This window comes from Paenibacillus turicensis (assembly GCF_050461185.1).
Classification (GTDB): Bacteria; Bacillota; Bacilli; order Paenibacillales; family Paenibacillaceae; genus Fontibacillus; species Fontibacillus turicensis_A.
This window is the reverse complement of record NZ_JBCMOR010000005.1, coordinates 1,815,749-1,828,267: the sequence shown is the minus strand read 5'-3', so window position 1 is coordinate 1,828,267 and position 12,519 is coordinate 1,815,749. Positions and strand designations below refer to the sequence as shown.

General features: G+C 38.8%; 8 protein-coding genes. 6 read left to right on the top strand and 2 right to left on the bottom strand.

From position 1 onward, the window contains the following. Positions 1 to 281: 281 nt before the first annotated feature. Entirely contained in the window at positions 282 to 1,898 is a 1,617-nt protein-coding gene (locus ABE099_RS10655) for a response regulator transcription factor (RefSeq protein ID WP_430030098.1), read from the top strand. Between the two features lie 33 nt (positions 1,899 to 1,931). Here the strand turns inward: ABE099_RS10655 and ABE099_RS10650 are convergent, their stop codons facing one another. Next, positions 1,932 to 2,819 (bottom strand): AraC family transcriptional regulator, encoded by an 888-nt coding sequence (locus tag ABE099_RS10650; RefSeq protein WP_430030096.1) that lies wholly within the window; start codon positions 2,817 to 2,819, stop codon positions 1,932 to 1,934. 116 nt (positions 2,820 to 2,935) lie between these two features. Here ABE099_RS10650 and yicI point away from each other — a divergent pair, with 116 nt between their 5' ends. The 5 genes from yicI (at position 2,936) to ABE099_RS10625 (ending at position 11,408) form a co-directional block, all read left to right on the top strand. Continuing rightward, positions 2,936 to 5,266, top strand: coding sequence for an alpha-xylosidase (yicI, locus tag ABE099_RS10645; protein ID WP_430030094.1), 2,331 nt, complete (start codon positions 2,936 to 2,938; stop codon positions 5,264 to 5,266). A 377-nt stretch (positions 5,267 to 5,643) separates the two neighbouring features. Next, positions 5,644 to 7,437 (top strand): sensor histidine kinase, encoded by a 1,794-nt coding sequence (locus ABE099_RS10640; protein WP_430030092.1) that lies wholly within the window; start codon positions 5,644 to 5,646, stop codon positions 7,435 to 7,437. A 127-nt stretch (positions 7,438 to 7,564) separates the two neighbouring features. Next, positions 7,565 to 8,545, top strand: coding sequence for an ABC transporter permease (locus tag ABE099_RS10635; protein WP_430030090.1), 981 nt, complete (start codon positions 7,565 to 7,567; stop codon positions 8,543 to 8,545). A 13-nt stretch (positions 8,546 to 8,558) separates the two neighbouring features. After that, positions 8,559 to 9,458, top strand: a complete 900-nt coding sequence (locus ABE099_RS10630) for a carbohydrate ABC transporter permease (RefSeq protein ID WP_430030088.1) — start codon at positions 8,559 to 8,561, stop codon at positions 9,456 to 9,458. 234 nt (positions 9,459 to 9,692) lie between these two features. Continuing rightward, a complete protein-coding gene (locus tag ABE099_RS10625) occupies positions 9,693 to 11,408 on the top strand; it encodes an ABC transporter substrate-binding protein (protein WP_430030086.1) in 1,716 nt (571 codons plus the stop codon). Positions 11,409 to 11,542: 134 nt separating this feature from the next. On the opposite strand, the gene ABE099_RS10620 is transcribed toward ABE099_RS10625, so the two are convergent. Next, positions 11,543 to 12,379, bottom strand: a complete 837-nt coding sequence (locus tag ABE099_RS10620) for a helix-turn-helix domain-containing protein (protein ID WP_430030084.1) — start codon at positions 12,377 to 12,379, stop codon at positions 11,543 to 11,545. Between the last annotated feature and the right edge of the window lie 140 nt (positions 12,380 to 12,519).

Here is a 12,519-nt window from a genome sequence, read left to right as displayed (position 1 = left end):
CAGGCTGTAACAGGGATCGAAGCCACCCTCTGCCACGTAGCTGCTTTCCTCGGTAGTTAGTATTAAATCATAAGCGCCTATCACATTTAGTGATGGGTGCTTTTTGCATAGGCATCAAAATAGTGCAACAAGTCAACAGGAAAATGGAAGTTAGCACAGTCAGTATTGCTATAATAGAATTAAAAAAGTGAGATTTAACAGCAAATCTAAATTAAATGTGTTTTACATATAAATGATAATATCTTGAAGCAAATTACATCATTGTACAGGGGGAGCTACGGATGATAAAAGTATTAATTGTGGATGACGAGCCGAAGCTACGCGAGGGATTAAAATTTTTTATTGACTGGGAATCCTACGGCTATCTCGTTGTAGATACAGCTGCCAATGGTTATGATGCGTTAAGTAAATATGAACAACACCATCCAGATGTCGTCATTGCCGATATTCGCATGCCAGGTATGGATGGCATACAATTAATTAAAGCGTTACGCGAGCAGGATAATGATTTACATATTTTAATATTAAGTGGCTATGCCGACTTTGATTATGCCAAAAAAGCGATTACTCATCGAGCAGATGGCTACCTGCTAAAGCCGGTGGATGAAGAAGAATTAATTAGTTATTTAGAAACGATAAAGCAGGCGATAGAGTTAAAGGAAATGTCAGCGCAGTGGAATAATACGGCGAAGGAATATAATCGTGAGGCGTTGATTACATCTCTAATTGAACAATCAACGTATTCTCTCTCTAAAAATGATGATCAATTAACGGAAGACGAGCTTATATTATATGATCAAGCAGATGAGTTAGGGCTGTTGTGGCCTAGCTATCAAATTTTATTGATATCTGTACAATATGAAGATGAATCTGACACAACAACAGCGGCATTACTGAGAAAAAAGCTAGCTGATTTATATGAGAAAAGTAATCGTGGATATAGCTTTACAATGCATTCCTTAGTTGGGGTGTTATTAAAGCAACCGCTTGTAGAGGTAGAGCTACAGGAGTTATATACTTATATTGCAGAGATAGTTACACCTGATGCAGCTTACTTTACCGCGGCGATTAGCTCAAGGGGGTACGAGCTTCGCGATGTGAAGACTTGCTTCGAGGAGGCGAAGGAACTACTTCGACAGCATTTTATATTAGACCAAGGCAACATTTTAAATAATCAGCTTACCAATCAATGTGAGGATCAATTTAATGATCAGTTCGATGAGCAGGATACCATTGAAGGGTTTAATAAAATAGACACCTTAACCTTCATAGAAAAATTATATTATGCGATTGATATTAGTAATGCTAGTCTAGCGGCAAAGCTAATTCATAGGATCGGTCAATATTTTGTAGCAGAGGGCTTTAACGAAAAAATAATTAAGCAACGGTTTGCGGAAATTTTAAATGTAGTATTTACTAAATTTGTTCAAAAAAGAAGTGAGCAGGATATAAAAAATGTAGAGTTTAGTGATGCTTTGGCAGAAATATATGAAGTACGTACTTTATATGAACTATATGAAAAGGCAAATTTTATAGTAAAAGAAATGATGAACAATATAGGGCAGGAAGGAAAGCACCAGGAAGTTAAAATTATGCTTGATCTGATTCAACGTAACTATAGTGATAATCTTAAGCTAGAGACGTTAGCTGGTGTGTTTAACTATAATAGTGCATACCTAGGCAAGCTATTCAAAAATGAGACTGGGGAATATTTTAATACGTATGTAGATAAAGTGAGAATTGAAAAGGCAAAGGACTTTTTGGAGCAAGGCTACAAGGTGTACCAAGTGGCGGAAAAGGTTGGCTACACCAATGTAGACTATTTTCATACAAAGTTTCGTAAGTATGTAGGTACTTCACCCTCCGCTTACCGCAAAGAGTCTGAGGCTTCTAGTTAATCTTCTGCCTCTGGACTCCTGTCCCTTCAACGCTTAGTTGATGCTTTTGCGGAATTCAGAAGGCGAGCAGTTCATCACTTTTCTAAAAACACGAATAAAATAGCTAATGTTATCATAGCCAACTTCAAGCGCAATATCTGATATTTTGCGTTCATCATCACGTAATAAATCAGCCGCTTGTCGGATGCGATACGAGTTAATATAGTCCATTGGTGTTTGACGAGTCATCGACTTAAAAAATCGACAAAACTGCCCTTCACTCATCGGGATTAAAGCAGCTAGCTCAGCCAGTCGGATTGGCATATTGTAATTTTGCTGAATATAGACAATGACCGTCTTTAGTCGCTCTATTTTTGAGGATTGGAGTCGGTTATTTATGGTGCGGTTACAGGCGATATCGTTTTTAGCAATCTCGGCTAACATAAAATAGAGATGGCCCTTAATGGCACCCTCGTACCCAGCATGCTGCTGCTCACAGCAGTCAAAAATTGCCGTGATATGCTGTACTAATCGCGCTCCACCTAAGCTATCTAAAGTAATATGACGAGGAAAGGTCGCTTTGCGCTCCTGTAATGGCAAAATCATATTTTCCTGTACAGCATCATAGTGTGCACTTGCCAAAAAATGAGGGTGGAACACAAACGAACGAAAGGTGCAGCCTACATGACCTAATGGGTGTGCAGCATGAATATCTCCCCCATCGATAAACACTCCTTCTCCAGCTTTAACCGGAAAATAATCGGTATCCACTTGAAATAACGTTTCGCCCTCTACACAATAAAAAAACTCAGCCTCTTCATGCCAATGGCAATCAATCACATGCTCATCTGGACCATAGGTCAGACAATAATGGCTGAAAGGTAAACGTTCATCGCCATGACTGCGACTTTCCTTCAGTGCTCGGCGTAAAGCTTGATCCATATGATTACCTCCTGCATCAAAAAAGTGTTATTTATGAAGAGAATAATGTAAGTTCATTTAATATATTATCAGTATAATGCAAGTATGAACAATTTTTGAAGGGGGTATATTTTGATATGAAATTTACGGATGGGAATTGGCTGATTCGAGAAGAGTACAGCTTGTTAAGTGCAGTTCAAGCCTATGATTTTTGGAAGAAGGAAAATATGCTTACTGCATTTGCATCTGGTGCTCCGATAAGAGGACGTGCAGATACGATAAATGGCGCATTGTTAACGGTTCAATTTTACTCTCCATTACCAGGTGTTATCGGCGTAAAATTAATTCATTTTGATGGTGTTGTTGATCACGGGCCTTCCTTTGAATTAAATCGTAGTCATCCCGATGTAGAGATTGTGGAAAATGAACAATATGCTCAGCTCACAACTGGAAATTTAAGTGTACGTATTTACAAGGGGCCACAATGGTCTGTTGAATTTTTGCGGAATGGGACAGAGCGAATTACAGGAAGTGGCTTTAAATCGATGTCTCACATTACGGAAAATAACGGAAACGTTTACATGCGTGAGGAATTAGATTTAAGTGTTGGTGAGCTTGTGTATGGGTTAGGTGAACGATTTACCGCACTCATTAAAAACGGTCAGATGGTTGATATTTGGAATAAGGATGGAGGTACAAGCTCAGAGCAAGCCTACAAAAATATTCCGTTTTATTTAACGAACAAAGGCTATGGAATTTTAGTAAATGATCCAGGGGCGGTTTCCTTTGAGGTGGCATCTGAAAAGGTAAAAAAGGTACAATTTAGTGTACCTGGGGAATCGTTAGAGTATTTTGTTATTGATGGCCCTGATCCTAAAGGGGTGCTTGAAAAATATACTGAGCTTACAGGCAAGCCTGCACTTCCACCTGCATGGTCGTTTGGATTGTGGTTAACCACTTCATTTACAACAAATTATGATGAAGCTACCGTGAATTCCTTTGTAGATGGCATGGCAGAACGTGATTTGCCTTTACATGTTTTCCATTTTGATTGCTTTTGGATGAAGGGGTTTCATTGGACTGATTTTAAATGGGATGAGGATGTATTCCCAGACCCTGTCGGGATGATTAGCCGCCTGAAGGAAAAGGGGCTAAAGGTATGTCTGTGGATCAATCCTTATATTGCACAACGATCTGTTTTATTTGAGGAAGGCAAGGCAAAGGGGTATTTAGTTAAAAAACCAAATGGTGATGTTTATCAGGTCGATTTATGGCAGCCGGCGATGGCACTGGTGGACTTTACGAACCCAGACGCTTGTGAATGGTTTGCAGGTTACTTACGTGAGCTTGTGGATACTGGCGTGGATAGCTTTAAAACTGACTTTGGAGAACGAATTCCGACGGACGTTGTTTATTATGATGGTTCTGACCCTGTCAAAATGCACAACTATTATACGTATTTATATAATAAGGTTGTGTTCGAGGTGCTGGAGCAAAAAATCGGTAAAAATGAGGCAACATTGTTTGCACGCTCAGCAACGGTTGGCGGACAGAAATTCCCTGTGCATTGGGGTGGGGACTGCTATGCGGATTATGAGTCAATGGCAGAAAGCTTACGTGGTGGATTATCTCTCGGGATGTCTGGCTTTGGCTTCTGGAGCCATGATATCGGTGGTTTTGAAAATACGGCACCTTCCCATGTGTTTAAACGTTGGTTAGCGTTTGGTCTGTTGTCTAGTCATAGTCGCTTGCATGGTAGCAGCTCCTATCGTGTGCCTTGGGCTTATGATGAGGAAGCGGTTAACGTGACTCGTTTCTTTACGAAGCTTAAATGTAGCTTAATGCCTTACTTATATGATATTGCAGTAGAAGCCTCGCAAAAGGGAGTGCCAACCATGCGCTCCATGCTTCTGGAGTTCCCACAAGATCCAGCGGCAGAGGTGTTAGATCGTCAATATATGTTAGGCGATTCGATTCTGGTTGCGCCTGTATTTAGTGAACAAGGGGACGTAAGCTACTTCTTGCCAGAAGGAAAATGGACTCATTTGCTAACAGGTGAAGCTGTAGCGGGGGGCAAATGGCGTAAAGAGAACTATGACTTTATGAGTCTACCATTATTTGTTCGTGAAAATAGCATCCTTGCTGTTGGTAACAACAATAACGTACCCGATTACGATTTTGCCAACGAAGTTGAATTAAAGCTATTTGAAATTGCTGATGGTGCTGAAGTATCGCGTAAAGTCCGCAATTTGCAAGGAGAAACAGAGCTTGAGGTGATAGTAACACGTACAGGTTCTGTATTGAAGATTAATGCCAAGGGTGCAGGAAAACCATTTTATGTATCTTGTCATGGCTTGGGAGCCGTAGCGGAAGTTGAAGGTGTGGCGGATGTTAAATTAGATACTACAGGACGTGTCGAAGTACCGGCTTTTTCAGATACGGTAGAGTTTACAATTACCTTGAAATAATAATTAGTTCTTTTAAAAAAGAGTTGTTTTGTGAGCTTGCATATCGCTTACAGACAACTCTTTTTATTCACTAGCTTGAACACTTAACAGCGGTTGAAACCACCATTCAGTCCCCTAACTACCATCTCCAGTGTTAGCGTTATCTTTGTATTCATTATTTTAAATTAGTGGTTGACAACCAACTCCAAGTAGCGGAGGAACAGAGGGATGGTGGAAAAGCGAAAGCGTCCGCCTTTAAGGCCCCATTTCTATCACATATAAACAAGTTAAATAAGAAAATGGGGACTTAACAGCGGTTGAAGCCACCCTCTGTTTCGTAGCTTCCACCAACATTCGTTGTCAACCACTAAAAAATTGGACTAAAGGAAGGATAAACATTGATCAAAGCCATCGTCCAGCTAACAAACAACCTTAAACTGAAGCATAAGCTTTTTGCCTTGTTTGTACTTGTAGTTCTAATTCCTATATTAATCATTGGTGGAGGAATAACTTATTATTTTAGTAAAGAAGCGACGGATCGTGCAATCTCTCAAGCCAGCAACGATGTGCAAAAAATAAAAAATCAGTTGGCTAGCTTATTTCGTGTGCCAATTTCCATCTCTAATACGCTGATGGTGGATAAAGCTCTAAAAAAAGTCGTGACTACAAATTATACCAATGTGTCTGAACTGACAAATGCCTATCTAGACTATAAGGAATTTCCTAATTATAAACGTCTATATCGTGAAATTACTGGGATTCGCTTTTACGTTAATAACCCAACGTTAATTAATAATACTGAAATTATTCCTACTAATCCATCTATCATATCGCAAAATTGGTATAAGAGCGTCATGGATCGTAGAGAAATGGGTTGGTTTTATGTTCGCTCTAGTGAGGATACAAGCATTAATAGTCTAAGTCTTGTGCGCCAGCTTTCCTTTCCAGATTATCGGGTTAGTGGTGTCATTATGATTAGCTTGAAGCAGGAGGAGCTGAATCGTTTACTATTACAGGAGCAATTTGACACGATCATTATGGATGAGCAAGGGTATGTGGTCGCCGCAAAAAATAAAGAGTGGGTTGGCCTTAAGCAAAATCAACTTCATTATGGTATCGACTTAAGCAAGCAAAAAATCGGGGTACATCAGTTAGAGATTGAAGGTAAATCCTCCTATATGTTTGTAGAACAGCTTATCCCTGGATATAGCATGAATGGCTTGAAAATCATTTCATTTTTTAACACCTCATCAATTATTAAGGAATCAAGAAAGGTAAGTCTCTTTGGTTTGGTGCTGATTTTGCTCGTACTGATCATAGCTACCTTTTTTGTATACACCGTATCTTTTCTCACCAGTAATAGATTACTTCGCTTAAGCAGGCATCTAAACCGTTTAGCATTAGGAGATTTATCTGTTGTGTCTCGTATCGATGGTAACGATGAGATAGGACAGCTTTCCCGTCAATTTAACTATATGGTTCATAACATTAACGCTTTAATGCAACAGGTTGTAGAAAAAACAGAGCAAAACAACAAACTGGAGCTTGCCCAAAGAGAAATTAAGCTCAAAATGATGGCAAGTCAGATTAATCCTCATTTTTTATTTAATGCATTGGAATCTATTAGAATGAGTGCCCATATTAAAGGTGAAAAAGAAATTGCGAATGTCGTTCGTTTACTTGGCAAGCTTATGCGTAAAAATTTAGAGATTGGTAGAGAACATGCCCCTTTAAAAGAAGAGATTGAAATGATTAACTCCTATTTACAAATTCAAAAATTTAGATACGAAGAACGCCTGAATTTTGAATTAGATGTTGATCCAGCTCTATTAAATATGTTATTGCCACCGTTAGCGATTCAACCTCTCGTTGAAAATGCAGTTGTACATGGACTTGAAAATAAGCCAGAAGGCGTCACGGTAAAATTACAAATCTCAGCTGACCCTGACATTGTAACGGTAAAAGTAAGTGATGATGGAGTTGGAATTACACCTGAACGATTAGAAGAGGTGCGGCAGCTTATTACAGAACAAGAGGAGCCAACACGAAGTAGGATTGGATTACGCAATGTACATCAACGACTTGTGATGTGCTACGGAGAGCAAGCAGGTTTGCAAATTTGGAGTGAGCATGGCGAAGGTACAGAAATTACATTTAACATTCCAATCCTTCCACGAAGTGAAAATAATTAAAGCAACATAATTGAAGCGCTTTCATAAATGTCTAATTTTTATATGGTTTTGTTTAAAATGTGTTGGGTATTAGTAAACCCTACTTTCTATTACGATAATTGTATCGTTGAAAGGGGGGATTGGACTGATGGAAGCGCTAACAGCAAAAGCTGAAACTAAAAATAATAGCGTCATCCCTATACCGCCTAAAAAGCAGAAAAAAGGGCTATGGAAAATGATAGTGCGTCAAAAATATTTGTACCTGATGTCCGTACCATTTGTAATTTGGGCATTTGTATTTAGTTATTTACCGCTATGGGGCTGGACGATGGCGTTTCAAAATTATAAGCCTGCTAAATCCTTTACTGAGCAGAAATGGGTAGGTTTTGATAACTTTATCGAGTTATTTCATGATGAACGTTTTTATCTGGTGTTAAGAAATACATTAGCGATGAGCTGTATGGGATTAATCGCTGGTTTTGTATTCCCTATATTTTTTGCTATTTTTCTGAATGAGCTAGGGGGAAAGTATTTCAAGAGAACAGTACAAACTGTCTCGTATTTGCCTCACTTTGTTTCGTGGGTTGTTGTTGGGGGGATCGTAGCAAAGATGCTATCCATTGATGGTGGTATCGTAAACGATATTCTTCTTTCACTGAATATTATTAGTGAGCCTATTCAGTTTATGGCGAAAGGTAATTGGTTTTGGGGGATTGTTACAGCCTCCGATGTATGGAAGGAGACAGGCTGGAACGCCATTATTTACTTAGCGGCAATAACAGGTATTGATAAGGAACTGTATGAGGCGGCAAAAGTAGATGGTGCTGGTCGATTTAGACAAATGTGGAACATTACACTTCCGGGGATTCGCACCACAATTTCAGTTTTATTAATTATGTCTATCGGACATTTAATCGGAATTGGTTTCGAGAAGCAAATGCAGTTAAGTAACTCATTAGTAACGGACTATTCCGAAGTATTAGATCTGTATGCACTGAAATATGGTATTAATATAGGTCGGTTCTCGTACGGGACAGCAATCAGTATGTTCACGTCAGTGATCGGGATAACCTTGTTGCTAACTTCTAATGGAATTATGAAGAAATTAACGAAAGAAAGCATTATGTAAAGGAGGGGACAGCATGGCAAGTCGTGGGATAGCCTTATCCAAAGGCGATAAAGTTTTTAACGTATTTAATGTGATTTTTATGTGCTTAATCTTAGTTGTGACGTTGTATCCCTTCCTGAATGTATTAGCGATTTCGTTAAATGATTCTACGGATACAGTTCGAGGTGGCATATACCTCTGGCCTCGGGAATTTACACTTAAAAACTACGAAACGATTTTTGGATATAGCACCTTAATTCAAGGGTTTAAAGTTACAATTTCACGTACGATTGTAGGTACAGTATTAGGTCTTTTAAGCTCTGCGATGTTGGCATATACGATTAGCCGACCAGACTTTCTTTCTCGTAGATTTGTGTCTAAGTTTCTTGCGATCACGATGTATGTATCTGGTGGACTCGTTCCAACCTTCGTCTTGATGCGTCAACTAGACTTAGTTGGTACATTTTGGGTTTATATTTTCCCAGGGATTGTGAGTGCCTTTAACGTGTTTGTTATCCGTTCATTCATTGATGGATTACCTTACGCGTTACAGGAATCCGCGAACCTAGATGGAGCAAACGATCTGCAAATTTTTTACAAAGTCATTCTACCATTATGTAAGCCGGTTTTAGCTACTATTACCTTGTTCCTAGCTGTAGGACAATGGAACGCATGGATTGATACGTATATGTATAATGCCAATAAACCTCAGTGGACTACCTTGCAATTTGAATTGATGAAAATATTACAAAGCACCAACCAAGGCGGCAAAATGACAAATGCTAATGACCTTGCAAATCAGATGGCACAGGTTTCGCCTGAATCCATTAAGATGGCGATTACGATTGTAGTTACCGTCCCTATCTTGGTCGTATATCCATTCCTGCAACGCTATTTCGTTGATGGAATGACGTTAGGTGCAGTTAAAGCTTAATCAAAACTCGAAAGTTAAAACTCAACTTCTGCCTATTTCATCAGGTAGAGGTTGGGCGAACAAAAAGTGATTAAGCTTCATTTTTAAGTATAGTTTGAAAGCCCTTACTTTTGATGAAGTGATTATTGGGACCAAATCTTTAAATCAAAGCTTGAGGGGCTAAAGCAGGTATCAGCAGGGTTCGCCCTGTTATACGATATAGGTTTACAAATATACGCAAGGGGGAAGGAAACAATGAAGTGGAAAGGCACAAAAGTAGTAGCTGCAGTTTTATTAACAAGTGCATTAATTATAGGTGGCTGTGGTAATACGGCGAAAAATGATACTGACAAAAACTCGAAGCCGACAAATGAGTCTACCGCTAAAGATGATAAAAGTCCAATTACATTTACATTTTTTGGTGCTGATGCTAGTCCAAACTGGAATAACATGCAGGACGATATTGGAAAAGTAATTACAGAAAAAACAGGTGTGACACTTAATGCTGAATTTGATGTAGGTAGTGGCGGGGGAGATAACAAAATTGCTTTAATGGCGGCAACAGGAGAAATACCAGACATTATTTTTCCTAAAGGGAACTTATCTACGTTGGTGGATGCAGGTATGCTGATGGATTTAACGGATCTTATTGACAAATATGCACCTAATATTAAAAAGATTTATGAAAAAGATATGAATCGTCTTAAATATAGTAATGATGATCCTGCGATTTATTCGATTAATACTAACGTTGGAGTTGATAATGTTTCCTTTGATGCCATTGGTGGCTTTGAAATTCAACAACGTGTATTAAAGGAGTTAGGTTATCCAGAGGTTAAAACCGTGAAGGATTTTGAAAATGTATTAAAGCAATATGTTGCAAAACATCCGACGACAGATGGTCAACCTACCATTCCGTTGACGCTGAATGCAGATGATTGGAGAATTATGATCACTGTTACCAACCCTGCATTCCTAACAACAGGCGCACCAGATGATGGTGAATACTATGTAGATCCAAGCACATATGAAGCGAAGCTGCATTACAAGCGCCCTGAGGAAAAGGAATATTTCCGCTGGTTAAACCACATGTACAACGAAGGTTTACTTGATAAAGATACGTTTGTGCAAAAGGATGATCAATACAAGGCAAAAATTGCTTCTGGCCGTGTACTTGGCTTAATCGATCAGGAGTGGGGTTATCAGGATGCTGAAAATGCTTTGAAAACAGCAGGCAAAGATGAGTACACTTACGCACATTTCCCTGTGACAATGGGTCCAGAATTTAAAGATCGTTCCTTCCAGGTTGCAGGTGTCGATGGCTTTGGGATTAGTATCTCGAAAAATGCTAAAGATCCAGAGCGTATTATGAAATTCCTTGATTGGTTAGCTTCTGACGAAGGTCAAGTGTTAAGACAATGGGGAGTAGAAGGTAAACATTATAATGTTGTAGATGGTAAACGTGTTGTCCCTGCTGATATCCAAAATCGTAAAGTAAATGATGCAAGTAACTTTAACAAAGAATCAGGAATTAGCTTGTATCTTGCGTTTGCACCTCGTTATGGGGATGGTGTAAAGGATCCAACTGGCAATTATTACACCACGAACTTCCCAGAACAAATTATTGATGGGTATACAGATGCTGAAAAAGAAACCTTAAAGGCCTATAACGCAAAAACGTGGAAGGATTTATTCCCACAAGAATCGGATTTCCCTGCTAAAGAATGGGGAGCATTGTACAACATGCCTACACCAACAGATGGAAATTACAATGTAATTTTCAAAAAGACACAAGATATTATTCGTAAAAGAATACCGGAAGCGATTTTAGCGAAAGCCGCTGATTTTGATAAGCTGTACGATAATTTCCTTGCTGAACTCGATAAAGTAGGGGCGAAGGAAATGGAAGCAGAATATACAGAGCTGGTTAAGGCGAGAGTTGCCTTGTTCACAGGTAAGGACGTAAAATAATACCGAATCTTAATAAATGATTTCACATTGCACAGGTAGAAATAGAGCTTATAAAAAGATCGCAGATGTTAAAGGATTATACGAGATCCTTATGCATTGCGATCTTTTTTATAATTAGAGTCCACAGTTCACAATTAAGCATGAAGGCGCTTAAACTGCTGAGGTGTTACGCCCGTATGCTTACGAAAGGTGGCGACAAAGTGACTGCTATCTCTAAAACCAGTAGCATTAGCGATTTCTGCAACGGTTCGCTGAGATTCACTTGCTAGCTTTTCCTTTGCTTTGTGAATTCGCATTTGTACAAAATAAGTATAAGGTGCTAAATGAAAGGTAAGATGAAAGAGCTTACTTAAATGTCTACCTGAAATGCCTAATACTTCTGCTAAATCATCCAAACCCACATCTGGATTAGCATAGTTTGCTTCCATCCATTTTAATAATGGTGTGAGCTTTTCGATATTACGTGAAAATGAATTGCGATTATCTTGATTTAGCTTACTTAAATATCCAAGAAAACGATAAAGCTCTACCGAGGTTTCTAAACCAAATCGATCATCACTGGTTTGATCAATTTGAGTTAACATTGTACTGATGCTTGGTGCAAATGGAGAATGAGCATCCCAATGGAAAATCGCAGGCTCTTTAATATTGAAGGCACTAAGAATTTGGCTTACCGTTGTTCCGCCAAAGGTTAGATAATAGGTGCTCCATATTTGTGATGTGCTAGCCTTATAGTGATGTGGTAGGTTTGGTGGTAATAAAATACCACTATAAGGCTTTAAAACAATTTCAGTCTCCTCATAATATAGCATCCCCTCGCCTTCTTCACATTGCAGCCAATGATACCATGGATACCCTTGGGGACGATTAATTTTTTCTTGATTAGGATTATATCCGATGCTTTCTATGAGCAAGGGAAGCTTCAGGTTGCCAGAAGGGGAAAACGCAAATCTGCGCATCGCTTTCGTCATGTATAGCTCTCCTTATTTTTAATTCAAAATTAGTTCCATATTATTATATTTTAAAACAAATATATTATATATAACAGTAACAAATTAAAGATTAGAATGGTAATATAATTATATTTTTAAAAAAGGATGTGTTCGAAATC

What these genes read in the sequence shown, in the direction of transcription:
- ABE099_RS10630 (WP_430030088.1), top strand. Translation starts at nt 8,559, where the DNA reads ATGGCAAGTCGTGGGATAGCCTTATCCAAAGGCGATAAAGTTTTTAAC.
- ABE099_RS10635 (WP_430030090.1), top strand. Translation starts at nt 7,565, where the DNA reads ATGGAAGCGCTAACAGCAAAAGCTGAAACTAAAAATAATAGCGTCATC.
- ABE099_RS10625 (WP_430030086.1), top strand. Translation starts at nt 9,693, where the DNA reads ATGAAGTGGAAAGGCACAAAAGTAGTAGCTGCAGTTTTATTAACAAGT.
- ABE099_RS10655 (WP_430030098.1), top strand. Translation starts at nt 282, where the DNA reads ATGATAAAAGTATTAATTGTGGATGACGAGCCGAAGCTACGCGAGGGA.
- ABE099_RS10620 (WP_430030084.1), bottom strand. Translation starts at nt 12,379, where the DNA reads ATGACGAAAGCGATGCGCAGATTTGCGTTTTCCCCTTCTGGCAACCTG.
- yicI (WP_430030094.1), top strand. Translation starts at nt 2,936, where the DNA reads ATGAAATTTACGGATGGGAATTGGCTGATTCGAGAAGAGTACAGCTTG.
- ABE099_RS10650 (WP_430030096.1), bottom strand. Translation starts at nt 2,819, where the DNA reads ATGGATCAAGCTTTACGCCGAGCACTGAAGGAAAGTCGCAGTCATGGC.